Origin of the sequence: Escherichia sp. XD33 (genome assembly GCF_019375075.1) — a bacterium.
Taxonomy (GTDB): domain Bacteria; phylum Pseudomonadota; class Gammaproteobacteria; order Enterobacterales; family Enterobacteriaceae; genus Enterobacter; species Enterobacter flexneri_A.
Genome location: NZ_JAENDM010000017.1, coordinates 24,453 through 49,156, shown reverse-complemented (window position 1 = coordinate 49,156; position 24,704 = coordinate 24,453). Strand labels below are relative to the sequence as shown.

The 24,704-nt window shown below is 53.0% G+C and carries 25 protein-coding genes; 15 read left to right on the top strand and 10 right to left on the bottom strand.

Features of this window, described 5'->3' with window-relative positions; genetic code table 11:
* Positions 1 to 23: 23 nt before the first annotated feature.
* From infB to mtr, 9 genes are all read left to right on the top strand, one after another.
* Positions 24 to 2,696, top strand: coding sequence for a translation initiation factor IF-2 (gene infB, locus K0778_RS12190; RefSeq protein WP_000133044.1), 2,673 nt, complete (start codon positions 24 to 26; stop codon positions 2,694 to 2,696).
* A gap of 163 nt (positions 2,697 to 2,859) precedes the next feature.
* Positions 2,860 to 3,261 (top strand): 30S ribosome-binding factor RbfA, encoded by a 402-nt coding sequence (gene rbfA / locus K0778_RS12185; protein ID WP_001040205.1) that lies wholly within the window; start codon positions 2,860 to 2,862, stop codon positions 3,259 to 3,261.
* Positions 3,261 to 4,205, top strand: coding sequence for a tRNA pseudouridine(55) synthase TruB (gene truB, locus K0778_RS12180; RefSeq protein WP_000089698.1), 945 nt, complete (start codon positions 3,261 to 3,263; stop codon positions 4,203 to 4,205). The genes rbfA and truB overlap by 1 nt, the downstream gene beginning before the upstream one ends.
* Before the next feature lie 148 nt (positions 4,206 to 4,353).
* Positions 4,354 to 4,623 carry a 30S ribosomal protein S15 gene (gene rpsO, locus K0778_RS12175; RefSeq protein WP_000059466.1) on the top strand — a complete coding sequence of 90 codons (270 nt, stop codon included), beginning with the start codon at positions 4,354 to 4,356 and terminating at the stop codon, positions 4,621 to 4,623.
* A gap of 246 nt (positions 4,624 to 4,869) precedes the next feature.
* Positions 4,870 to 7,005, top strand: a complete 2,136-nt coding sequence (pnp, locus tag K0778_RS12170; protein WP_001295554.1) for a polyribonucleotide nucleotidyltransferase — start codon at positions 4,870 to 4,872, stop codon at positions 7,003 to 7,005.
* A gap of 108 nt (positions 7,006 to 7,113) precedes the next feature.
* Positions 7,114 to 7,998 (top strand): lipoprotein NlpI, encoded by an 885-nt coding sequence (gene nlpI, locus K0778_RS12165; protein ID WP_000802080.1) that lies wholly within the window; start codon positions 7,114 to 7,116, stop codon positions 7,996 to 7,998.
* 106 nt (positions 7,999 to 8,104) lie between these two features.
* Positions 8,105 to 8,185, top strand: a complete 81-nt coding sequence (gene yrbN / locus K0778_RS12160) for a protein YrbN (RefSeq protein ID WP_010723222.1) — start codon at positions 8,105 to 8,107, stop codon at positions 8,183 to 8,185.
* A complete protein-coding gene (deaD, locus tag K0778_RS12155; protein ID WP_001295553.1) occupies positions 8,178 to 10,067 on the top strand; it encodes an ATP-dependent RNA helicase DeaD in 1,890 nt (629 codons plus the stop codon). Before yrbN ends, deaD begins: the two co-directional genes overlap by 8 nt.
* Positions 10,068 to 10,220: 153 nt before the next feature.
* Positions 10,221 to 11,465: a tryptophan permease gene (gene mtr / locus K0778_RS12150; protein ID WP_000224351.1), complete on the top strand. Its 1,245-nt coding sequence runs from the start codon at positions 10,221 to 10,223 to the stop codon at positions 11,463 to 11,465.
* A gap of 117 nt (positions 11,466 to 11,582) precedes the next feature.
* Here mtr and K0778_RS12145 read toward each other — a convergent pair whose 3' ends face one another.
* The 3 genes from K0778_RS12145 to K0778_RS12135 all read right to left on the bottom strand — a co-directional run bounded on the left by K0778_RS12145 (position 11,583) and on the right by K0778_RS12135 (position 14,553).
* A complete protein-coding gene (locus tag K0778_RS12145) occupies positions 11,583 to 12,590 on the bottom strand; it encodes a luciferase-like monooxygenase (protein ID WP_000130380.1) in 1,008 nt (335 codons plus the stop codon).
* Positions 12,591 to 12,670: 80 nt separating this feature from the next.
* Positions 12,671 to 13,549 carry a U32 family peptidase gene (locus K0778_RS12140; protein WP_001301318.1) on the bottom strand — a complete coding sequence of 293 codons (879 nt, stop codon included), beginning with the start codon at positions 13,547 to 13,549 and terminating at the stop codon, positions 12,671 to 12,673.
* 8 nt (positions 13,550 to 13,557) lie between these two features.
* Positions 13,558 to 14,553, bottom strand: coding sequence for a peptidase U32 family protein (locus tag K0778_RS12135; protein WP_001311152.1), 996 nt, complete (start codon positions 14,551 to 14,553; stop codon positions 13,558 to 13,560).
* Between the two features lie 208 nt (positions 14,554 to 14,761).
* Between K0778_RS12135 and K0778_RS12130 the strand changes: the two genes are divergently transcribed.
* Together K0778_RS12130 and K0778_RS12125 are read left to right on the top strand one after the other, a co-directional pair.
* On the top strand, positions 14,762 to 15,286 hold the full coding sequence (locus K0778_RS12130) for an SCP2 domain-containing protein (RefSeq protein ID WP_001295552.1): 525 nt from the start codon (positions 14,762 to 14,764) through the stop codon (positions 15,284 to 15,286).
* Positions 15,280 to 15,783, top strand: coding sequence for a GNAT family N-acetyltransferase (locus K0778_RS12125; RefSeq protein ID WP_000908554.1), 504 nt, complete (start codon positions 15,280 to 15,282; stop codon positions 15,781 to 15,783). The genes K0778_RS12130 and K0778_RS12125 overlap by 7 nt, the downstream gene beginning before the upstream one ends.
* Here K0778_RS12125 and yhbQ read toward each other — a convergent pair.
* A complete protein-coding gene (gene yhbQ, locus K0778_RS12120) occupies positions 15,770 to 16,072 on the bottom strand; it encodes a DNA damage response exodeoxyribonuclease YhbQ (protein ID WP_000189333.1) in 303 nt (100 codons plus the stop codon). The genes K0778_RS12125 and yhbQ overlap by 14 nt on opposite strands.
* A gap of 50 nt (positions 16,073 to 16,122) precedes the next feature.
* Here yhbQ and K0778_RS12115 point away from each other — a divergent pair, with 50 nt between their 5' ends.
* On the top strand, positions 16,123 to 16,566 hold the full coding sequence (locus K0778_RS12115) for a YhbP family protein (protein ID WP_000449030.1): 444 nt from the start codon (positions 16,123 to 16,125) through the stop codon (positions 16,564 to 16,566).
* Here K0778_RS12115 and yhbO read toward each other — a convergent pair.
* Complete coding sequence (gene yhbO, locus K0778_RS12110; RefSeq protein ID WP_000037608.1) at positions 16,546 to 17,064, bottom strand: protein/nucleic acid deglycase; 519 nt, start codon at positions 17,062 to 17,064, stop codon at positions 16,546 to 16,548. The two genes, K0778_RS12115 and yhbO, sit on opposite strands and share 21 nt — an antisense overlap.
* A 127-nt stretch (positions 17,065 to 17,191) precedes the next feature.
* Between yhbO and K0778_RS12105 the strand changes: the two genes are divergently transcribed.
* Positions 17,192 to 17,827, top strand: a complete 636-nt coding sequence (locus K0778_RS12105; protein ID WP_001300423.1) for an NAD(P)H-binding protein — start codon at positions 17,192 to 17,194, stop codon at positions 17,825 to 17,827.
* A gap of 72 nt (positions 17,828 to 17,899) precedes the next feature.
* Positions 17,900 to 18,940: a permease gene (locus tag K0778_RS12100; RefSeq protein WP_000147574.1), complete on the top strand. Its 1,041-nt coding sequence runs from the start codon at positions 17,900 to 17,902 to the stop codon at positions 18,938 to 18,940.
* Positions 18,941 to 19,053: 113 nt separating this feature from the next.
* On the opposite strand, the gene dolP is transcribed toward K0778_RS12100, so the two are convergent.
* Genes dolP through lpoA form a run of 4 tightly spaced genes read right to left on the bottom strand, consistent with a single transcriptional unit; the run spans position 19,054 to position 22,638 of the window.
* Positions 19,054 to 19,629: a division/outer membrane stress-associated lipid-binding lipoprotein gene (gene dolP / locus K0778_RS12095; protein WP_000646033.1), complete on the bottom strand. Its 576-nt coding sequence runs from the start codon at positions 19,627 to 19,629 to the stop codon at positions 19,054 to 19,056.
* 9 nt (positions 19,630 to 19,638) lie between these two features.
* Complete coding sequence (gene diaA, locus K0778_RS12090; RefSeq protein ID WP_001158034.1) at positions 19,639 to 20,229, bottom strand: DnaA initiator-associating protein DiaA; 591 nt, start codon at positions 20,227 to 20,229, stop codon at positions 19,639 to 19,641.
* Positions 20,230 to 20,248: 19 nt separating this feature from the next.
* Entirely contained in the window at positions 20,249 to 20,644 is a 396-nt protein-coding gene (locus tag K0778_RS12085) for a YraN family protein (protein ID WP_000246830.1), read from the bottom strand.
* Positions 20,602 to 22,638 (bottom strand): penicillin-binding protein activator LpoA, encoded by a 2,037-nt coding sequence (gene lpoA, locus K0778_RS12080; RefSeq protein WP_000249104.1) that lies wholly within the window; start codon positions 22,636 to 22,638, stop codon positions 20,602 to 20,604. Before lpoA ends, K0778_RS12085 begins: the two co-directional genes overlap by 43 nt.
* 64 nt (positions 22,639 to 22,702) lie before the next feature.
* On the opposite strand from lpoA, the gene rsmI reads away from it, so the two are divergent.
* Entirely contained in the window at positions 22,703 to 23,563 is an 861-nt protein-coding gene (rsmI, locus tag K0778_RS12075) for a 16S rRNA (cytidine(1402)-2'-O)-methyltransferase (protein ID WP_000809262.1), read from the top strand.
* A 42-nt stretch (positions 23,564 to 23,605) separates the two neighbouring features.
* Here the strand turns inward: rsmI and K0778_RS12070 are convergent, their stop codons facing one another.
* Complete coding sequence (locus tag K0778_RS12070; protein ID WP_000816992.1) at positions 23,606 to 24,697, bottom strand: fimbrial protein; 1,092 nt, start codon at positions 24,695 to 24,697, stop codon at positions 23,606 to 23,608.
* Between the last annotated feature and the right edge of the window lie 7 nt (positions 24,698 to 24,704).

The following is a 24,704-nucleotide window of genomic DNA, read 5'->3' as shown; positions in this document are numbered from 1 at the left end:
AAACTGTAGCAGGAAGGAACAGCATGACAGATGTAACGATTAAAACGCTGGCCGCAGAGCGACAGACCTCCGTGGAACGCCTGGTACAGCAATTTGCTGATGCAGGTATCCGGAAGTCTGCTGACGACTCTGTGTCTGCACAAGAGAAACAGACTTTGATTGACCACCTGAATCAGAAAAATTCAGGCCCGGACAAATTGACGCTGCAACGTAAAACACGCAGCACCCTTAACATTCCTGGTACCGGTGGAAAAAGCAAATCGGTACAAATCGAAGTCCGCAAGAAACGCACCTTTGTGAAACGCGATCCGCAAGAGGCTGAACGCCTTGCAGCGGAAGAGCAAGCGCAGCGTGAAGCGGAAGAGCAAGCCCGTCGTGAGGCAGAAGAATCGGCTAAACGCGAGGCGCAACAAAAAGCTGAACGTGAGGCCGCAGAACAAGCTAAGCGTGAAGCTGCTGAACAAGCGAAACGTGAAGCTGCGGAAAAAGACAAAGTGAGCAATCAACAAGACGATATGACTAAAAACGCCCAGGCTGAAAAAGCCCGCCGTGAGCAGGAAGCTGCAGAGCTCAAGCGTAAAGCTGAAGAAGAAGCGCGTCGTAAACTCGAAGAAGAAGCACGTCGCGTTGCTGAAGAAGCACGTCGTATGGCGGAAGAAAACAAATGGACTGATAACGCGGAACCGACTGAAGATTCCAGCGATTATCACGTCACTACTTCTCAACATGCTCGCCAGGCAGAAGACGAAAGCGATCGTGAAGTCGAAGGCGGCCGTGGCCGTGGTCGTAACGCGAAAGCAGCGCGTCCGAAGAAAGGCAACAAACACGCTGAATCAAAAGCTGATCGTGAAGAAGCACGCGCAGCAGTACGTGGCGGTAAAGGCGGAAAACGTAAAGGTTCTTCGCTGCAGCAAGGCTTCCAGAAGCCTGCTCAGGCCGTTAACCGTGACGTTGTGATCGGCGAAACTATCACCGTTGGCGAACTGGCGAACAAGATGGCGGTTAAAGGCTCTCAGGTCATCAAAGCGATGATGAAACTGGGCGCAATGGCAACCATCAACCAGGTTATCGATCAGGAAACCGCACAGCTGGTTGCTGAAGAGATGGGCCATAAAGTTATCCTGCGTCGTGAAAACGAGCTGGAAGAGGCGGTAATGAGCGACCGTGACACGGGTGCTGCGGCTGAACCGCGCGCGCCGGTTGTGACCATCATGGGTCACGTTGACCACGGTAAAACCTCTCTGCTGGACTACATTCGTTCAACGAAAGTGGCCTCTGGCGAAGCGGGCGGCATTACCCAGCACATTGGTGCATACCACGTTGAAACTGAAAACGGCATGATCACCTTCCTGGACACCCCGGGGCACGCCGCGTTTACTTCAATGCGTGCTCGTGGTGCGCAGGCAACGGACATCGTAGTCCTGGTTGTTGCTGCCGACGACGGTGTGATGCCGCAGACCATCGAAGCAATCCAGCACGCGAAAGCGGCGCAGGTACCGGTGGTGGTTGCAGTGAACAAGATCGATAAACCAGAAGCTGATCCGGATCGCGTTAAGAACGAACTCTCCCAGTACGGCATCCTGCCGGAAGAGTGGGGCGGTGAAAGCCAGTTCGTACACGTATCTGCGAAAGCGGGTACCGGTATCGATGAACTGCTGGACGCTATCCTGCTGCAGGCGGAAGTTCTGGAGCTGAAAGCGGTACGTAAAGGTATGGCGAGCGGTGCGGTTATCGAATCCTTCCTCGATAAAGGTCGTGGTCCGGTTGCTACCGTTCTGGTACGTGAAGGTACTCTGCACAAGGGCGATATCGTTCTGTGTGGCTTCGAATACGGTCGTGTTCGTGCGATGCGTAACGAACTGGGTCAGGAAGTGCTGGAAGCGGGTCCGTCCATTCCGGTGGAAATCCTCGGCCTGTCCGGCGTACCGGCTGCGGGTGATGAAGTTACCGTTGTACGTGACGAGAAGAAAGCGCGTGAAGTTGCACTCTATCGTCAGGGTAAATTCCGCGAAGTTAAACTGGCGCGTCAGCAGAAATCTAAACTCGAGAACATGTTCGCCAACATGACCGAAGGCGAAGTTCACGAAGTGAATATCGTCCTGAAGGCAGACGTACAGGGTTCTGTCGAAGCGATCTCCGACTCCTTGCTGAAACTGTCTACTGACGAAGTTAAAGTGAAGATCATCGGTTCTGGCGTAGGTGGTATCACCGAAACCGACGCCACCCTGGCTGCGGCGTCCAACGCCATCCTGGTTGGCTTTAACGTACGTGCTGATGCCTCTGCACGTAAAGTGATTGAAGCGGAAAGCCTGGATCTGCGTTACTACTCCGTCATCTATAACCTGATTGACGAAGTGAAAGCGGCGATGAGCGGTATGCTGTCTCCGGAACTGAAACAGCAGATTATCGGTCTGGCGGAAGTTCGTGACGTGTTCAAATCGCCGAAATTTGGTGCCATCGCAGGCTGTATGGTTACCGAAGGTGTGGTTAAACGTCACAACCCGATCCGCGTTCTGCGTGACAACGTGGTTATCTACGAAGGCGAGCTGGAGTCCCTGCGCCGCTTCAAAGATGACGTTAACGAAGTCCGTAACGGTATGGAATGTGGTATCGGCGTTAAGAACTACAACGACGTCCGCACTGGCGATGTGATCGAAGTATTCGAAATCATCGAGATCCAACGTACCATTGCTTAAGGTTTTTAGGGTTCCATGCGGGATAAGGCGTTTACGCTGCATCCGGCATGGATTGCCTGATGTGACGCTGGCGCGTCTTATCAGGTCAACGTGAACAGCCCTTCCACCTGAAATTAATTTTAAAAAGGGGCTAACAGCCCCTTTTTTGTCAGGAGAATTTATTATGGCGAAAGAATTTGGTCGCCCGCAGCGCGTAGCGCAGGAAATGCAAAAAGAGATCGCTCTCATCCTGCAGCGTGAAATTAAAGATCCTCGCCTGGGCATGATGACCACCGTTTCCGGTGTCGAAATGTCTCGCGACCTGGCGTATGCCAAAGTATATGTGACGTTCCTCAACGACAAAGATGAAGACGCGGTTAAAGCGGGCATCAAAGCGTTGCAAGAAGCTTCTGGTTTCATCCGCAGCCTGCTGGGGAAAGCGATGCGCCTGCGTATCGTGCCGGAACTGACCTTCTTCTACGACAACTCTCTGGTTGAAGGGATGCGCATGTCAAACCTGGTGACCAGCGTGGTCAAACATGACGAAGAACGTCGTGTTAACCCGGACGACAGCAAGGAGGACTAATGAGTCGTCCTCGTCGTCGCGGTCGCGACATTAACGGCGTTTTGTTGCTGGATAAACCTCAGGGTATGTCCAGCAACGATGCGCTGCAAAAAGTGAAACGTATATATAACGCCAACCGTGCCGGGCATACCGGTGCGCTGGACCCGCTGGCGACCGGCATGTTGCCGATTTGCCTCGGGGAAGCGACGAAGTTTTCCCAGTATCTGCTGGACTCCGACAAACGCTATCGGGTCATTGCGCGTCTTGGACAGCGTACCGATACTTCTGATGCCGACGGACAGATCGTTGAAGAACGTCCGGTAACCTTTAGCGCAGAGCAGCTGGCAGCGGCACTGGATACTTTCCGTGGCGATATCGAACAGATCCCTTCGATGTATTCAGCACTGAAATATCAGGGCAAAAAACTGTACGAATATGCGCGTCAGGGCATTGAAGTTCCGCGTGAAGCGCGTCCGATTACCGTTTATGAATTGCTGTTTATTCGCCATGAAGGCAATGAGCTGGAGCTGGAAATTCACTGCTCAAAAGGCACTTATATCCGCACCATCATTGATGACCTGGGTGAAAAACTCGGCTGTGGCGCGCATGTTATTTACCTGCGCCGTCTGGCGGTAAGTAAATATCCGGTTGAACGGATGGTGACCCTGGAGCACCTGCGTGAACTTGTTGAGCAAGCTGAACAGCAGGATATTCCAGCCGCGGAGTTACTTGATCCATTACTGATGCCAATGGACAGTCCAGCTTCGGACTATCCGGTGGTGAATCTTCCGTTAACGTCTTCTGTTTACTTCAAAAATGGTAACCCGGTTCGTACATCTGGTGCGCCACTGGAAGGACTGGTTCGCGTCACGGAAGGTGAGAACGGCAAATTTATCGGTATGGGCGAAATTGACGATGAAGGCCGCGTTGCGCCTCGTCGCCTGGTGGTTGAATACCCGGCGTAATGTTAACCGTCTTGCGATAACAGGTCGCTACGAGTAGAATACTGCCGCTTAACGTCGCGTAAATTGTTTAACACTTTGCGTAACGTACACTGGGATCGCTGAATTAGAGATCGGCGTCCTTTCATTCTATATACTTTGGAGTTTTAAAATGTCTCTAAGTACTGAAGCAACAGCTAAAATCGTTTCTGAGTTTGGTCGTGACGCAAACGACACCGGTTCTACCGAAGTTCAGGTAGCACTGCTGACTGCACAGATCAACCACCTGCAGGGCCACTTTGCAGAGCACAAAAAAGATCACCACAGCCGTCGTGGTCTGCTGCGCATGGTTTCTCAGCGTCGTAAACTGCTCGACTACCTGAAACGTAAAGACGTAGCACGTTACACCCAGCTCATCGAGCGCCTGGGTCTGCGTCGCTAATTCTTGCGAGTTTCAGAAAAGGGGGCCTGAGTGGCCCCTTTTTTCAAGCTGACGGCAGCAATTCACTGGAAACTAATGTATTGTTGCTATGAATGATCTTCCGTTGCAGAGGTTCGCGCGGCTAATGAGAGGCTTTACCCACATAGAGCTGGGTTAGGGTTGTCATTAGTCGCGAGGATGCGCAGAAGATCGGGTATTAACACCAGTGCCGTAAGGTACTGTCTAAGAAAGAGAAAGGATATTACATTGCTTAATCCGATCGTTCGTAAATTCCAGTACGGCCAACACACCGTGACTCTGGAAACCGGCATGATGGCTCGTCAGGCTACTGCCGCTGTTATGGTTAGCATGGATGACACCGCGGTATTCGTTACCGTTGTTGGCCAGAAAAAAGCCAAACCAGGTCAGGACTTCTTCCCACTGACCGTTAACTATCAGGAGCGTACCTACGCTGCTGGTCGTATCCCGGGTAGCTTCTTCCGTCGTGAAGGCCGCCCAAGCGAAGGCGAAACCCTGATCGCGCGTCTGATTGACCGCCCGATTCGCCCGCTGTTCCCGGAAGGCTTCGTCAACGAAGTTCAGGTTATCGCCACCGTGGTTTCTGTTAACCCGCAAGTTAACCCGGATATCGTCGCGATGATTGGTGCTTCCGCAGCGCTGTCTCTGTCTGGTATTCCGTTCAATGGCCCGATTGGTGCTGCCCGCGTAGGTTACATCAATGACCAGTACGTACTGAACCCGACTCAGGACGAGCTGAAAGAGAGCAAACTGGATCTGGTTGTTGCCGGTACTGAAGCCGCTGTACTGATGGTTGAATCTGAAGCTCAACTGCTGAGCGAAGACCAGATGCTGGGCGCAGTAGTGTTCGGTCATGAACAACAGCAGGTTGTTATTCAGAACATCAATGAACTGGTGAAAGAAGCCGGTAAACCGCGTTGGGACTGGCAGCCGGAGCCGGTAAACGAAGCGCTAAACGCGCGCGTTGCTGCACTGGCTGAAGCTCGCCTGAGCGATGCTTACCGCATCACCGACAAACAAGAGCGTTATGCGCAGGTTGATGTCATCAAATCTGAAACCATCGCGACGCTGCTTGCTGAAGACGAAACCCTGGACGAAAACGAACTGGGTGAAATTCTGCACGCGATCGAGAAAAACGTTGTTCGTAGCCGCGTACTGGCAGGCGAACCGCGTATCGACGGTCGTGAAAAAGATATGATCCGTGGTCTGGATGTGCGTACTGGCGTGCTGCCGCGTACTCACGGTTCTGCGCTGTTCACCCGTGGTGAAACGCAGGCGCTGGTTACCGCAACGCTGGGTACTGCTCGTGACGCGCAGGTTCTTGATGAACTGATGGGCGAACGTACCGATACCTTCCTGTTCCACTACAACTTCCCTCCGTACTCCGTAGGCGAAACCGGCATGGTCGGTTCTCCGAAGCGTCGTGAAATTGGTCACGGTCGTCTGGCGAAGCGCGGCGTGCTGGCAGTCATGCCGGATATGGACAAATTCCCGTACACCGTACGTGTTGTGTCTGAAATCACTGAATCCAACGGTTCCTCTTCTATGGCTTCCGTGTGCGGCGCGTCTCTGGCGCTGATGGACGCAGGTGTGCCGATCAAAGCTGCCGTTGCGGGTATCGCAATGGGTCTGGTGAAAGAAGGCGACAACTACGTTGTACTGTCTGACATTTTAGGCGACGAAGATCACCTGGGCGATATGGACTTCAAAGTTGCAGGTTCCCGCGACGGTATCTCTGCACTGCAGATGGATATCAAAATTGAAGGTATCACCAAAGAGATCATGCAGGTTGCGCTGAACCAGGCTAAAGGTGCGCGTCTGCATATCCTGGGCGTAATGGAACAGGCGATCAACGCGCCGCGTGGCGATATCTCTGAGTTCGCACCGCGTATCCATACCATCAAGATCAACCCGGACAAGATCAAAGATGTTATCGGTAAAGGCGGCTCTGTTATCCGTGCCCTGACCGAAGAAACCGGCACCACCATCGAAATCGAAGATGACGGTACTGTGAAGATCGCAGCGACCGACGGCGAGAAAGCGAAACATGCTATTCGTCGTATCGAAGAGATCACTGCAGAAATCGAAGTGGGCCGCGTCTACACTGGTAAAGTGACCCGTATCGTTGACTTTGGCGCATTTGTTGCCATCGGCGGCGGTAAAGAAGGTCTGGTCCACATCTCTCAAATCGCTGACAAACGCGTTGAGAAAGTGACCGATTACCTGCAGATGGGTCAGGAAGTACCGGTGAAAGTTCTGGAAGTTGATCGCCAGGGCCGTATCCGTCTGAGCATTAAAGAAGCGACTGAGCAGTCTCAACCTGCTGCAGCACCGGAAGCTCCGGCTGCTGAACAGGGCGAGTAAGGTTGCCATTTGCCCTCCGCTGCGGCGGGGGGCTTTTAACCGGGCAGGACGCCTTGTTAGCAACCGGGAACAGGACGTTCATTCAACCGTGGTCTTCGGGAGTGGGAAATGAAGCCTTTTTTGCGCTGGTGTTTCGTTGCGACAGCACTTACGCTTGCAGGATGCAGTAATACTTCCTGGCGTAAAAGTGAAGTCCTCGCGGTACCATTGCAACCGACTTTACAGCAGGAAGTGATTCTGGCACGTATGGAACAAATCCTTGCCAGTCGGGCTTTAACCGATGACGAACGCGCACAGCTTTTATATGAGCGCGGAGTGTTGTATGATAGTCTCGGTCTGAGGGCATTAGCGCGTAACGATTTTTCGCAAGCGCTGGCAATCCGACCGGATATGCCTGAAGTATTCAATTACTTAGGCATATATTTAACGCAGGCAGGCAATTTTGATGCTGCCTATGAAGCGTTTGATTCTGTACTTGAGCTTGATCCAACTTACAACTACGCGCACTTGAATCGCGGGATCGCATTATATTACGGCGGTCGTGACAAGTTAGCGCAAGATGATCTGCTGGCGTTTTATCAAGACGATCCCAATGATCCTTTCCGTAGTCTGTGGCTTTATCTCGCCGAGCAGAAGCTCGATGAGAAGCAGGCTAAAGAAGTGTTGAAACAGCACTTCGAAAAATCGGATAAGGAACAGTGGGGATGGAACATTGTCGAGTTCTACCTGGGCAACATTAGCGAACAAACGTTAATGGAAAGGCTCAAGGCGGACGCAACGGATAACACCTCGCTCGCTGAGCATCTCAGTGAAACCAACTTCTATTTAGGTAAGTACTACCTAAGTCTGGGGGATTTGGACAGCGCCACGGCACTGTTCAAACTGGCGGTTGCCAACAACGTTCATAACTTTGTTGAGCACCGATACGCATTGTTGGAATTATCGCTCCTGGGCCAGGACCAAGATGACCTGGCAGAATCGGACCAGCAATAGCTGACGTACACATCAGCCCGTAATCTTTTTTGATTGCCATCACCTTAACGGGTGAGGGCGTTGTTGTTCGTTAATACACCTACTTTGAGCCGGTTCACACTTTTCAATGAAAATTGCTGATCAATTTCATGATGAGTTATGTAGACTGGCCGCCATTAATTTTGAGGCACACGTACTACATGGCTGAATTCGAAACCACTTTTGCAGATCTGGGCCTGAAGGCTCCTATCCTTGAAGCCCTTAACGATCTGGGTTACGAAAAACCATCTCCAATTCAGGCAGAGTGTATTCCACATCTGCTGAATGGCCGCGACGTTCTGGGTATGGCCCAGACGGGGAGCGGAAAAACTGCAGCATTCTCTTTACCTCTGTTGCAGAATCTTGATCCTGAGCTGAAAGCACCACAGATTCTGGTGCTGGCACCGACCCGCGAACTGGCGGTACAGGTTGCTGAAGCAATGACGGATTTCTCTAAACACATGCGCGGCGTAAATGTGGTTGCTCTGTACGGCGGCCAGCGTTATGACGTGCAATTACGCGCCCTGCGTCAGGGGCCGCAGATCGTTGTCGGTACTCCGGGCCGTCTGCTGGACCACCTGAAACGTGGCACTCTGGACCTCTCTAAACTGAGCGGTCTGGTTCTGGATGAAGCTGACGAAATGCTGCGCATGGGCTTCATCGAAGACGTTGAAACCATTATGGCGCAGATCCCGGAAGGTCATCAGACCGCTCTGTTCTCTGCAACCATGCCGGAAGCGATTCGTCGCATTACCCGCCGCTTTATGAAAGAGCCGCAGGAAGTGCGCATTCAGTCCAGCGTGACTACCCGTCCTGACATCAGCCAGAGCTACTGGACTGTCTGGGGTATGCGCAAAAACGAAGCACTGGTACGTTTCCTGGAAGCGGAAGATTTTGATGCGGCGATTATCTTCGTTCGTACCAAAAACGCGACTCTGGAAGTGGCTGAAGCTCTTGAGCGTAACGGCTACAACAGCGCCGCGCTGAACGGTGACATGAACCAGGCGCTGCGTGAACAGACACTGGAACGCCTGAAAGATGGTCGTCTGGACATCCTGATTGCGACCGACGTTGCAGCCCGTGGCCTGGACGTTGAGCGTATCAGCCTGGTAGTTAACTACGATATCCCGATGGATTCTGAGTCTTACGTTCACCGTATCGGTCGTACCGGTCGTGCGGGTCGTGCTGGCCGCGCGCTGCTGTTCGTTGAGAACCGCGAGCGTCGTCTGCTGCGCAACATTGAACGTACTATGAAGCTGACTATTCCGGAAGTAGAACTGCCGAACGCAGAACTGCTAGGCAAACGCCGTCTGGAAAAATTCGCCGCTAAAGTACAGCAGCAGCTGGAAAGCAGCGATCTGGATCAATACCGCGCACTGCTGAGCAAAATTCAGCCGACTGCTGAAGGTGAAGAGCTGGATCTCGAAACTCTGGCTGCGGCACTGCTGAAAATGGCACAGGGTGAACGTACTCTGATCGTACCGCCAGATGCGCCGATGCGTCCGAAACGTGAATTCCGTGACCGTGATGACCGTGGTCCGCGCGATCGTAACGACCGTGGCCCGCGTGGTGACCGTGAAGATCGTCCGCGTCGTGAACGTCGTGATGTTGGCGATATGCAGCTGTACCGCATTGAAGTGGGCCGCGATGATGGTGTTGAAGTTCGTCATATCGTTGGTGCGATTGCTAACGAAGGCGACATCAGCAGCCGTTACATTGGTAACATCAAGCTGTTTGCTTCTCACTCCACCATCGAACTGCCGAAAGGTATGCCGGGTGAAGTGCTGCAACACTTTACGCGCACTCGCATTCTCAACAAGCCGATGAACATGCAGTTACTGGGCGATGCACAGCCGCATACTGGCGGTGAGCGTCGTGGCGGTGGTCGTGGTTTCGGTGGCGAACGTCGTGAAGGCGGTCGTAACTTCAGCGGTGAACGCCGTGAAGGTGGCCGTGGTGATGGTCGTCGTTTTAGCGGCGAACGTCGTGAAGGCCGCGCTCCGCGTCGTGATGATTCTACCGGTCGTCGTCGTTTCGGTGGTGATGCGTAATCATCGCTGAACAGCGAACACAATCTGTAAAATAATATATACAGCCCCGATTTTTACCATCGGGGCTTTTTTTCTGTCTTTTGTACTCGTGTACTGGTACAGTGCAATGCATAACAACGCAGTCGCACTATTTTTCACTGGAGAGAAGCCCTCATGGCAACACTAACCACCACCCAAACGTCACCGTCGCTGCTTGGCGGCGTGGTGATTATCGGCGGCACCATTATTGGCGCAGGGATGTTTTCTCTGCCAGTGGTCATGTCCGGGGCGTGGTTTTTCTGGTCAATGGCGGCGCTGATCTTTACCTGGTTCTGTATGCTGCATTCCGGCTTGATGATTCTGGAAGCTAACCTGAATTACAGAATCGGTTCGAGTTTTGACACCATCACCAAAGATTTGCTGGGCAAAGGCTGGAACGTGGTCAACGGCATTTCCATTGCCTTTGTGCTCTATATCCTGACCTATGCCTATATTTCTGCCAGTGGTTCGATTCTGCATCACACCTTCGCAGAGATGTCACTAAACGTCCCGGCACGGGCGGCGGGTTTTGGTTTTGCATTGCTGGTAGCGTTTGTGGTGTGGTTGAGCACTAAAGCCGTCAGTCGCATGACAGCGATTGTGCTGGGGGCGAAAGTCATTACCTTCTTCCTCACCTTTGGTAGCCTGCTGGGGCATGTGCAGCCTGCGACATTGTTCAACGTCGCCGAAAGCAATGCGTCTTATGCACCGTATCTGTTGATGACCCTGCCGTTCTGTCTGGCATCGTTTGGTTATCACGGTAACGTGCCAAGCCTGATGAAGTATTACGGCAAAGATCCGAAAACCATCGTGAAATGTCTGGTGTACGGTACGCTGATGGCGCTGGCGCTGTATACCATCTGGTTGCTGGCGACGATGGGTAACATCCCGCGTCCGGAGTTTATCGGTATTGCAGAGAAGGGCGGTAATATTGATGTGCTGGTACAGGCGTTAAGCGGCGTACTGAACAGCCGTAGTCTGGATCTGCTGCTGGTCGTGTTCTCAAACTTTGCGGTAGCGAGTTCGTTCCTCGGCGTAACGCTGGGTTTGTTTGACTATCTGGCAGATCTGTTTGGTTTCGACGACTCGGCTGTGGGCCGCTTGAAAACGGCATTGCTGACCTTTGCCCCGCCAGTTGTGGGGGGGCTGTTGTTCCCGAACGGATTCCTGTACGCCATTGGTTATGCTGGTTTAGCGGCTACCATCTGGGCGGCAATTGTTCCGGCGCTGTTAGCCCGTGCATCGCGTAAACGCTTTGGCAGCCCGAAATTCCGCGTCTGGGGTGGCAAGCCGATGATTGCGCTGATTCTGGTGTTTGGCGTCGGCAACGCACTGGTGCATATTTTATCGAGCTTTAATTTACTGCCGGTGTATCAGTAATCAGCGGTGCCTTATCCGACATTTCTGCTGCCTACACAATGCCTGATGCGCTTCGCTTATCAGGTCTATGTAGGACAGCGTTGCCAGCTCGGATAAGGCTTCCCGCGTTAAGACACACTATCCCAACAACTCTTCCTTAACATCCATCGCCAGCTCAAACGAATGCAGCCGCGCCTGGTGGTCGAAAATCTGCCCGTTGACCATAATCTCATCGGCGTCGGTTTCGCGCAGGATCGACTGCAAGCCATGACGCACTTTCGCTTTATCACCTACCAACGACATACTCAGCGCCTGCTGCACGCCATACTGCTCAGACGGTGACCAGAACTGATCCATATTTTGAATCGGCGGCGGCAGTTGCCCGGTTTCGCCACGGCGCAGCTTCACAAAGGCTTGCTGCATTGAGGTAAACAGAAATTCAGCGTCGCGGTTGCTGTCGGCGGCGATAATATTGATGCACACCATCGCGTATGGTTTTTCCAGCCGTGCTGACGGTTTGAAGTTGCTGCGATAAAGATGCAGCGCCTGGAACAGCATATCCGGCGCGAAGTGTGAGGCAAACGCAAACGGCAGACCAAGCTGCGCCGCCAGTTGCGCGCTGTAAAGGCTGGAGCCTAACAACCACACGGGGATTTTCTCGCCATAGCCTGGTACCGGGCGCACATGCGGATTGGGATCGCGGGCGTCAAACCAGTCCACCAGCTCCGCCACATCGCGGGGGAAATTATCAATATCGCCGCTCATATGACGACGTAGCGCCATCATTGTCCGTTGGTCACTACCCGGAGCACGACCCAGCCCCAAATCGATTCGCCCCGGATAGAGTGTATTAAGCGTGCCGAACTGTTCTGCAATAACCAACGGTGAGTGGTTAGGCAACATCACGCCGCCAGACCCCAGATGCAGCGTGGTGGTATTCGCCGCCAGATAGCCGATCAATACCGACGTGGCAGCACTGGCAATGCCAGTCATATTGTGGTGTTCTGCCAGCCAGTAGCGATGATAGCCGCGCTTTTCAGCCAGACGGGCGAGATCGAGAGAGTGGGAGAATGCTTCTCGCGCTGAAGAACCTTCGGGAATGGGGGCCAGATCGAGTAGCGAAAACGCAATGGTTTTATCAGTCATAACAGCTCACTTTGTTACCGATTAATCTTTAATACTGCATTAAAGAGTAGTTAAAGTTGTTAACAAAGTGAGCTATTTACTTAGGCTTGCAGCTCCAGTCCTGCCAGCCGCCGCCAGTAGCCGTTACAGTCGCTGTTCGCCGTCAACGGCAGTGGTGCAGCGCCATTTTCATTAGCGCGGAAGGCGTCGAGCATCGCGAAAGTGTCAGTACCCTGCGGTGACAGGCGGACCACATCAACCAGGCCCTGCATGGATGCCAGCTCGTTACCGAGGTTGTAAACGTAGCCGCTCATGGTCTGAATGCCATTGAGTACAAACACTTGTTGGTTTTCCTGCGACAGCACGTTGCGCCCGTTCGGATACTTAATGCAGCAGGTTTCACACTCATCTTTCGGGCGGTCTTCCGAACGCGCGGTAAAGCAGCGGGCGGAGTAGGCCAGCGGCAGATGACCGTAGCTCAGGACTTCCACTTCAAACTGGTTACGAATGCCCAGCTCATCGCACTGATTAAGCAGATTCACCAGCCAGTCGCGGGAAAGCTCCACTGGCATACACCAGCGCATCATGCCCTGTTTGAGCAATATTTTCAGTGTCACCGCGTTGTAGCAGTTCAGCGCGTGCCCGGCGACGAACGGCAGTTTGCGTTCAGCGCACATATTCACCACGCCGAGATCGCTGGCTTCAATCAGAAACTCACCGTTCTCAACATAGCGTTTCAGTTCGCCCAGTTCAGATGATGCCTGCACCAGCGCCAGCGTGGAGAGCACAATCTGCTTACCACTCCCGGCGAGCGATTTTGCCATCTCCAGCCAGTCGCCAACTTTGGTTGCCCGACGCTTGCTGCATACCGCTTCACCAAGATAAATCACGTCGGCGCTGCTGGTGGCGGCCTGCTGATAAAATTCTTCCAGCGTCTCTTTTGGCCAGTACCACAGCACTGGCCCTAAGGAATATTTCATTGCTTTTCTCACTGCCATTTACGGTGATATGCGCCAAGAGTGGTTTGCGTGCCTTCGGACATCGACCCGAGCGTCTCCATCCACGCGCTTTGCGGTACAAAGTTTTGCGGATCGGCCTTACAACGGTCGATAGCCTGACGCCAGACTTTCGCCACCTGGCTGACATACGCCGGGCTACGCTGGCGGCCTTCAATTTTCACCGAAGCAATATTCGCCGCCATTAACTCCGGCAGCAGTTCCAGGGTATTGAGACTGGTTGGTTCTTCCAGCGCGTGATAGCGCTCGCCGTCCACCAGATAACGCCCTTTACATAGCGTCGGATAACCTGCGTTTTCGCCGTCCTGATAACGGTCGATCAGCACTTCGTTCAGGCGGGATTCCAGCCCCTGCGGCGTTTGTTGCCAGCGCACGAAACGGGCCGGAGAACACGCGCCTATGGTGTTGGGCGACTCACCCGTCAGATACGACGACAGATAGCAACGACCTTCCGACATAATGCACAGGCTGCCGAAAGCAAAGACTTCCAGTGGTACAGGTGTGACCCGTGCCAGTTGTTTCACCTGATGAATCGACAACACGCGCGGCAGCACCACGCGAGCAACGTCAAAATGGCGATGATAAAAGTTAATCGCCTCTTCATTGGTCGCCGAAGCCTGCACCGATACGTGGCGCTCAATATGCGGATAACGCTCGGCGGCGTACTCCAGCATGGCGAGGTCGGCGAGGATCAGCGCGTCGGCACCCAGCTGCGCCGCCATATCCACGGCGCGCTGCCAACGGGCGTAACCGTCCGGATGCGCAAAAGTGTTAATCGCGATGTGAAGTTTGCGGCGATGTTGATGGACAAAACTCACCGCTTCCTGCAATTTTTTCTCGGTAAAGTTAAGGCCGGCGAAGTGACGGGCATTGGTATCATCTTTTAGCCCGATATAAACAGCATCTGCGCCGTTTTCGATGGCCGCCTTAAGCGCCGGGAGATTTCCGGCAGGGCAGAGCAGCTCCATAATTTTTCCTGAAGGTTGCGCTATCAAAACGCAAAAATGTTAACGAACTGGGATTTTAGTTAACCTTGCTGCGACAATTTTTGATTTAAGGCAGTTAAAGTTGTATTGGTGGTAGCAGCAATTTCATATGGAATTGTTGATTTATACCGCTATGTTATTTTTCTGATATGGCAAAATAGGATGATTGTTGAAACAGGGAGTAAAACTCGTGTTGGATAAACTGCGTTCCCGTATTGTGCATTTGGGGCCATCTCTGTTGAGTGTACCGGTAAAACTGACGCCATTTGCGCTAAAACGCCAGGTTCTTGAGCAGGTCTTAAGCTGGCAATTCCGCCAGGCGCTGGATGATGGCGAGCTGGAGTTTCTTGAAGGCCGCTGGTTAAGTATTCATGTGCGTGATATTGACCTGCAATGGTTTACCTCGGTGGTGAATGGCAAACTGGTCGTTAGCCAGAACGCGCAAGCTGATGTGAGTTTTAGTGCCGACGCCAGCGATCTGCTGATGATTGCGGCGCGTAAACAAGATCCGGATACGCTCTTCTTCCAGCGTCGGCTGGTGATTGAAGGCGATACGGAGCTGGGGCTGTATGTGAAAAACCTGATGGACGCCATTGAACTGGAGCAAATGCCGAAAGCCTTACGCATGATGCTGCTGCAACTGGCGGATTTTGTTGAGGCGGGAATGAAAACCGCGCCTGAAACCAAACAGACATCGGTAGGTGAACCATGCTAATTCGAGTAGAAATTCCCATTGATGCGCCGGGTATTGATGCCCTGCTGCGTCGCTCATTCGAAAGTGATGCGGAAGCGAAGCTGGTTCACGATCTGCGTGAAGATGGCTTTCTGACGCTGGGGCTGGTGGCGACAGATGACGAAGGTCAGGTCATTGGCTATGTGGCATTTAGTCCGGTTGATGTGCAGGGCGAAGACCTGCAATGGGTCGGCATGGCACCGTTGGCGGTTGATGAAAAATACCGTGGACAGGGGCTGGCACGCCAACTGGTCTATGAAGGACTCGATTCGCTTAATGAGTTCGGCTATGCCGCAGTGGTGACGCTGGGCGATCCGGCGCTGTACAGTCGTTTCGGCTTTGAACTGGCGGCGCATCACGATCTGCGTTGCCGCTGGCCGGGCACTGAAAGCGCCTTCCAGGTACATCGTTTAGCGGATGACGCGCTGAATGGCGTTACCGGCCTGGTTGAGTATCACGAGCATTTCAATCGCTTTTAATCTCCGGGGTTTGCAGACTGCTTAACAGCTCTGCAAACCCTGCGCCTTCCGCTACCAGACGCTCTTTTTGCCGTTTGGTCAGTTGCTTAACGCGATATTCCGCCCGTAACGCCAGCGAACGATCGCCCACTGGCGCGGAAAACACCAGCGTTAGTTCTCCTTTCCCGCGCAGTGCTTTCGCCCCTTTGCCGCTTTGGTGCTGCTGATAGCGGCGTTCGACATCCGTGGTGATCCCGGTATAAAGCTTATTGTCGGCGGTACGGATCAAGTAAAGAAACCAGGGTGTCATCGTCTGCGTCGCATGTTAAGGTCAGGCCCACAGTATAAAAGAGAACAGCAATGGAAACACTCATCGCCATCAGCCGTTGGCTGGCAAAACAACATGTTGTCACTTGGTGTGTGCAGCAGGAAGGGGAACTCTGGTGCGCTAATGCCTTTTATCTTTTTGATGCGCAGAAAGTCGCCTTCTACATTTTGACGGAAGAAAAAACGCGCCACGCGCAGATGAGTGGGCCGCAGGCTGCGGTTGCCGGAACGGTAAACGGTCAGCCGAAAACGGTAGCGTTAATTCGCGGTGTGCAGTTTAAAGGTGAGATCCGCAGGCTGGAAGGTGAGGAAAGCGACCTCGCGCGCAAGGCGTACAATCGTCGCTTTCCGGTTGCCAGAATGCTGTCGGCCCCGGTGTGGGAAATCCGGCTCGATGAAATCAAATTCACCGACAACACGCTGGGCTTTGGTAAAAAAATGATTTGGCTACGCGACTCAGGCACCGAGCAGGCGTAACGCCTCGCGGTTAAACGCTGGCAGATCGTCCGGTGTCCGGCTGGTAACCAGCTGATCTTTATCAACCACGACTTCCTGATCGTAAAATTCCGCGCCCGCATTTTTAACATCAATAATGATCGGTTTAACTGCGGTCAGTTTGCGCCCCCGAATCACATCGGCGCTGATCAGCAACTGCGGGCCGTGACAGATGGCAAACACCGGTTTGCCACTATTCACAAAATCACGGGTAAAGGTGACAAAACGGTTGTCCCCACGCAGATAATCCGGTGAATGGCCGCCCGGTAGCAGCAGGGCATCAAACTCCGCAGGCGTCACTTCATCGATGGATTTATCGATGGTCACGCTGGCTTCTCCTTTTTTGCCTTTCACCGTTTTACCCGCTTGTTTTTCAATGGTAATCACTTCGTGTCCGGCTTTACGGAACTCGTCTGCGGGTGAAGTAAATTCTGAATCCTCAAATTCATCAGTGATTAAAACGGCAATTTTCTTACTCATGCTTCCTCCGCGTTGTTGCATTGGATGAGGCGAATTTCCCACAATCGGGGATAATTACCTCATGGTCTATTAAGCCTGGTGCATGAGCCGTGGAGCGCAAGGCAGACAATTCTGTAAAGGAGCGAAGATGAGTCAGGTACTGATTACAGGCGCAACGGGGCTGGTGGGCGGTCACCTGCTGCGGATGTTGATTAACGAACCGAAAGTTAACGCCATTGCTGCGCCGACGCGACGTCCGTTGGGCGATATGCCCGGGGTGTTTAATCCCCATGATCCGCAACTGAGTGACGCGTTGGCGCAGGTCACCGATCCCATCGACATTGTGTTTTGTTGTCTCGGCACCACGCGGCGAGAAGCGGGGAGCAAAGAGGCGTTTATTCATGCCGATTACACGCTGGTAGTGGATACCGCATTAACCGGGCGGCGACTGGGCGCGCAGCATATGTTGGTAGTCAGTGCGATGGGTGCCAATGCCCACTCGCCGTTTTTCTATAACCGCGTCAAAGGGGAGATGGAAGAAGCATTAATCGCCCAGAACTGGCCGAAATTGACCATTGCTCGCCCGTCGATGTTACTGGGCGATCGTAGCAAACAGCGGATGAACGAAACGCTTTTTGCGCCGCTGTTCCGTTTGTTACCAGGTAACTGGAAATCCATTGATGCGAGAGACGTGGCGCGGGTCATGCTGGCAGAGTCGATGCGGCCTGAGCATGAAGGCGTGACGATTTTAAGCTCTTCAGAATTACGCAAAAGAGCTGAATAATTATTCCCAAGAATTGATAGTGAGCGTAATATTCACGCGCTCAATTATCATAACTTATTCCTGGGGAATGCTATGACTGGTCAGTCTTCATCTCAGGCGGCAACGCCCATTCAGTGGTGGAAACCCGCGCTTTTCTTTCTCGTTGTCATTGCCGGTCTCTGGTATGTGAAATGGGAACCTTACTACGGCAAAGCGTTTACTGCTGCCGAAACCCACAGTATCGGTAAATCTATCCTTGCGCAGGCGGATGCTAACCCATGGCAGGCGGCGTTGGATTACGCGATGATCTATTTCCTCGCGGTATGGAAAGCGGCGGTGCTGGGGGTGATCCTCGGTTCGTTGATTCAGGTGCTGATCCCGCGTGACTGGTTGTTGCGTACGCTTGGGCAATCGCGCTTTCGCGGCACGCTGCTGGGAACGCTGTTTTCGTTGCCGGGCATGATGTGTACCTGCTGTGCGGCTCCGGTCGCGGCGGGAATGCGTCGCCAACAGGTGTCGATGGGCGGTGCGCTGGCATTCTGGATGGGCAATCCGGTGTTAAACCCGGCGACGCTGGTGTTTATGGGCTTTGTCCTCGGCTGGGGTTTTGCGGCGATTCGTCTGGTGGCCGGGCTGGTGATGGTGTTGCTGATTGCGACGCTGGTGCAAAAATGGGTGCGTGAAACACCGCAAACGCAGGCACCGGTCGAAATTGACATACCGGAAGCACAGGGCGGGTTTTTTAGCCGCTGGGGCAGGGCGCTATGGACGCTTTTCTGGAGTACGATCCCGGTTTACATCCTTGCAGTACTGGTGTTGGGTGCCGCTCGCGTCTGGTTATTCCCCCATGCCGATGGTGCTGTCGATAACAGCCTGATGTGGGTGGTGGCGATGGCGGTAGCAGGATGCTTGTTTGTCATTCCCACGGCAGCAGAAATTCCGATTGTACAAACGATGATGCTGGCAGGTATGGGAACCGCTCCGGCGCTGGCATTGTTGATGACGCTCCCGGCAGTGAGTTTGCCGTCACTGATTATGCTGCGCAAAGCGTTCCCGGCGAAAGCCTTATGGCTGACAGGGGCGATGGTGGCAGTGTCTGGTGTGATTGTCGGCGGGCTGGCGCTGTTGTTCTGATTTGAGGGAAAACATGTCGGATGCGGCGTAAACGCCTTATCTGACCTACGGTTTGTATCGTTGTAGGCCTGATAAGACGCGGCAAGCGTCGCATCAGGCATTACAAGGGGCTGCTATTTAATAAACGTAAACGCCGTAGTTACCCGCTTCACGCCGCTCACCCGGCTGGCAATATCTGCCGCCGCTTTCGCTTCACGTTCAGTCACCAGCCCCATCAGGAACACTTCACCGTTTTCGGTGGTCACTTTCACGTTGGACGATTTCACCAGGTCGCTGGTTAAGAGCTGCGAACGCACTTTGGTGGTGATCCACGTATCGTTAGATGCTTCGCCCAGACCAATCGGCTGGCCCTGACGAATCTCGTTATACACTTCGTTGGCACCGTCTACGCCCATAGCAATCTGTTTGGCGCGAGCCGAAAGTTCAGCATTTGGTGACTGCCCAACCAGCAGCACTTTGCCCTGATAGGCCGTTACATTAATGCGCGCTTCTTTCTTAATCTGTTCGTCTTTCGACAATGCGCTGTTCACGCGCACTTCCAGGGTACCATCGTCCACCTGGGTGCCGACACTGCGTGGGTCAGTTGCGGCTTTGGTACCCACAGCAGCGGTACCCACTACGGCAGCGGCAACACAACCTTGCAACAGCAGCGCGGAAATAAGGACTGCGATTGGCGATAATGCCTTCATGTATTCTCCTTAATCATCCTGGTGAGGGAAAAGCGTGTTATCGATCAGATCGCACAGGCAATTTACCGTCAGCATATGCATTTCCTGAATGCGAGCACTACGATGCGAAGGAATGCGGATCTCCACATCCTGTGGCCCTAACAAACCTGCAAGTTCGCCGCCGTCATAGCCGGTCAATGCCACAATGGTCATATCACGCGTAACGGCGGCTTCAACTGCTTTAACAATATCGCGGCTGTTGCCACGGGTGGAAATGGCTAACAATACATCTCCCGCATGACCCAGCGCCCGCACCTGTTTTGCATACACTTCATCATGTAAGCGATCGTTGGCAATCGCCGTTAAGACAACATTATCAGTATTTAGTGCAATGGCAGGTAAGCTGGGCCGCTCCGTTTCGAAACGGTTGATCATGCTGGCAGCAAAATGCTGTGCATTGGCAGCGGAAGTTCCATTACCACAACAGAGGATTTTGTTGCCATTGAGCAGAGACTGAACCAGCGTCATGGCTGCACGGGAGATGGCATCCGGAAGCGCCTCTGCCGCCGCAATTTGAGTTTGAATGCTTTCAGTGAAGCAAGCTTTAATTCTTTCTTGCACGCTAATCCTTAAACCTTAATTATGAGTGGTCATTAAAGGCATCCTTAATCCACTCAACCTCATTCCCGGTGAAGGCTACCACATCGAACCGGCAATCCACAGTATCAAAACTCCCATTATGACGCGCGAGCCACAAGCGGGCAGTCTGTAATAATTTGTGTTGTTTGCTGCGGGTCACACTGGCTGCCGCGCCGCCATAAAGCGCAGAGCGGCGATAGCGTACCTCGACAAAAATGGTGGTCCGGCCTTCACGCATTATCAGATCGATCTCGCCGCCACGCTCGTTCACGTTAGCGGCGATAAACCGCAGTCCTTTGCCTTCCAGCCAGCGACGCGCTTGTGCTTCCCACGCATCGCCGGTCTGTTTGGTGGTTAACTGACGGGGACTACCTGACCTTGTTGGTACTGTAGCCATGATAAGTTCCTGTTAATCACGCAATCCGGGTTAGCCGTCAGGCTTCCGGTATTACCGTTGATTTCAAAACCCTGAACCTGGCGCATTTGTGAGAAATGATTTGCCAGCGACCAGGCATCGACGCCCATCGCATACATGCGAGCCAGTGAATAATCGTTATTCACCGCGCTGAGTGCCTGCTGCATTAACGGTAGATTACCGCCTGCCAGCATCGGGATTTCGCTGTACTGCAAGCCTTCCATCTCCAGTCGGAAATCCGGGCCAGCGGTCCCTTGCGCACTGCGGGAGCTGGCGTACAGCGTTGCACCGCTCTGGCTACCGTTACGCATGGCGATCATCGGTTTGATAAAAGCGATTTCACCCGGCGTTGCCACAATGTACACCGCATCGACACGACCGCCATTATTGGTGAACTGGTCATCGGTTGGCGTGGTTTGCAGCGTTGGATTGTTGGTCGTCATGCCGGAGTCGGTTGTCGCTCTGAGAGTAATCGGGCTACCCGTTAAAGCAATACCAGAACCGCCGTTAACACCCGCGCGTAATTCGCTGGTGGAACCAAATTTTTGTTGCAGAACGGTGCCGCCGCCCAGTTTCTGCCACTCTTGCGCAAACGCATTGGCTACGCGATCGCCCAATGAACTGCGTGGGATCAGCACCAGCGGCGCTTGTTTACCCTGGTCACGAATATGACGCGCTGCATCGCGCGCTTCGTCTTCCGGTGAAAGCGCGAAGTAACAAATATTGACGCGATTTTCGATATTCTCCGGCTGGTTCAGTGCCAGTACGTTCAGCGGAGTGTTGCTCTTCAGCAACTCTTCAACGTTATTTTTCAGCAACGGACCGACCACAATACTCGCGCCATCCTGCTGAACCTGGCTTAAGATCTGGCTAAGTGGTTGTGATGAGGTATCGTAGATTTTCAGCTCTGCGGATGGATTTGCGGGTGCGCTTACCGCTGCGGTGCTTGTCGCCGGGGCGCTTACAGGCACCGGCTGGGCTGCAGGCTGTTCACCGGTCAGATCGCTAACCGAGGCTTGTGCCGGGCTGGCAACGCCATCCACGGTTTGCGGCTGAGGTTGTTCAGCTACGTCTGCGGCAGGTGCGGCAGCTACCTGAGCTGCCACTGGCTGAGTGCCGATATTTTTCGCCGCTTCAAAGCCTTGCTGAATAGTGCGACCAAATACCGCTGCCTGGCCATTCAGTGGCAACAGCAGGGCGATTTTGTTGGTCGAGGCTGGTTTAAACGCTTTTACGTTAACCAACTGCGTTGGCAGCATTTTCGCGCCCGGATTGTTCGGATAACGTTTCTGCCAGTCGGCGATCCCGGCTTTCATCATGTCGGGATCGTTACGGTTATCAAACCAGACGCGCTGCAGATCCAGCCAGCCTTGCAGAATATTTTCGTCGGCGTTGATCACCAGCGTATTCGCCTGTTCCTGAGTCATGGAGGAGAGCGCCTGCCAGGTGGCATCAATATTCTGCTGTTTTTCTTTCGCGCCAAGCAGCGGTTCCTGAGCAATTAACGCGCGCAGTAAATCAATGGAAGGACGCCCCTGGCTGGCATCGATTTTTGCCTGCCAGTAACGCGCTTGCTGGTTTTGTTCTAAATCGGCAGGTGTGATTTTCGCCAGCAAGTTTTGCGCGCCAGCAAAATCTTTCTGCGCCAGTTTAATCTCTACCGCCAGCAGTGTTTTCTCGCGACGCTGAGCATCGTTCAGTTCTTGCGGTAGTTGGTTAAACAACTCAACCGCCTGCCCGGTTTTACCTTCTTTCACCAGTGCACGAATGGCGAGTAATTGCCAGTTGATCCTGGTATCATCAGAGCTTTGCTGCATCTGCTGAAGATAAAAGGCAGAATCAGCCTGCGCCGTGCCCTGCATATAAGCAGTGGACTGATCGGGAGTATGGGTGCCACAACCGGCGAAAATCAGGGCTGCCAGAACAACAGGCAGACAACGCGCGGCTTTCAAACGAGAAAATGTTGAGGGTACCATAATGTATCCAGTGATATTTTTTTTACGCAATGCTCAATATTAAATCGGCAATACGGACGACACAATGAAACAACACCAATCGGCGGATAATTCTCAGGGCCAGCTTTACATTGTACCGACGCCAATCGGCAATCTGGCGGATATCACCCAGCGTGCGTTAGAGGTATTACAGGCCGTTGATCTGATTGCCGCCGAGGATACTCGTCACACCGGTTTATTGCTGCAACATTTTGGGATTAATGCCCGGTTGTTTGCGCTGCACGACCATAACGAACAACAAAAAGCTGAAACGCTGCTGGCGAAGCTGCAAGAGGGGCAAAATATTGCGCTGGTTTCCGATGCCGGAACGCCGCTAATTAACGATCCTGGCTACCATCTGGTGCGTACCTGCCGTGAAGCGGGGATCCGCGTGGTGCCGCTACCCGGGCCGTGTGCTGCTATCACTGCGTTAAGCGCAGCGGGTTTACCCTCTGACCGTTTCTGTTACGAAGGCTTTTTACCTGCCAAATCAAAAGGCCGCCGTGATGCGCTAAAAGCCATTGAAGCGGAGCCGCGCACGCTGATTTTTTATGAATCTACCCACCGTCTGTTAGATAGCCTGGAAGATATCGTTGCGGTATTAGGCGAATCCCGCTACGTGGTTCTGGCGCGTGAGCTGACCAAAACCTGGGAAACCATTCACGGCGCGCCCGTTGGCGAGCTGCTGGCGTGGGTAAAGGAAGATGAAAACCGTCGCAAAGGCGAAATGGTGCTGATTGTCGAAGGTCATAAAGCACAGGAAGAAGACTTACCCGCCGATGCCCTGCGCACGCTGGCGCTGCTACAGGCAGAACTGCCGCTGAAAAAAGCGGCGGCGCTGGCCGCAGAAATTCACGGCGTGAAGAAAAATGCGCTGTATAAGTATGCGCTGGAGCAGCAGGGGTAACAGTGCCGAAGCGTTGCGTTAATCAAAACGCAACGTCTTCTTTTACCGCACGATGACGGTAATGGTGGCTGTGCCCTGAAATTTTCCTGTTTCCAGCTCACCACCGACCAGATTAACTGGCCAGGCGCGCATATTGACGGTGCCATGCCCGGAAGGATCAACGGGAAGGATACCGTTCTGAAAAGGAATATTTGCAACTCCGCCGCCGAGATTTTCAATACGAATACCGACATCGGGCACATTGTCTGAACTTCTTCGCCTGGCGACCAGGTTGTACTGGTCTACTACCCCAGTTGTACCGTCGATGCGCATTTGCAACGAGTTTTTAATCTTTGAAGTATCACCACAGTCATAAGTGATATCAAAGTCTACTGGAGTAAAACCGTCTGGCATGGCATTGCGGGTGGTAAACTTCTGACCATTGATGAATCCAAAATTAACCTTAATAACATCGCCCTGATTAATTTTGCACGACTGTGGGGCGGTGAGATTTCCCTGAATCGATAACTTGACTAAATCATGGAAGTCACCTGTAGACGGGCTTCCCATTCCATCGACCCACGCGCCTTTAATGACGGCAATATCCGTTTTCGGAATGGTCATCGAGCCGAGAAATGGCTTGGTGACATACAGGGTAAAGGTGGTGTTCGCACCAATATTAACGGGTCCATAACGAGACGTATCACCCTGGCAAACACCCGTTTGGGTTGCAGCAGAATATACCGTGTTGTTTTTTATCTGTGTGAATCGGGTGTTAACAGAGACAACCTGGTCGGTTGTGAGTCCTGGAATGTCGTTTGCCTGTAATGTGGTTTTAATATCCAGGCTGTCATTGAGTTTGTAATATCCTGTCTGATGTCCAGTGGTGGTAAGTACGGGGCTGACCATATAGACAAGTTTAACTGCCTTACCCGCAGAGCAGGAACAGGCGTATTGCCAGTTAGTGCTACTTAGCGTTGCAGAGGTAAACTCCCGTCCTGTCACGTTATCTGTCTGGTTCACCGTAACATCATCAACCACACTGCTGTAATTTGTCGCACCGCTAGTGCTGTCGGCTCCACACCCTCCTGAGGAGGCATAAGCGCAGGATGTGGATATCAACAAAAGACCTGTTATAAGAGGCGCTCTTTTCATTTTTTTA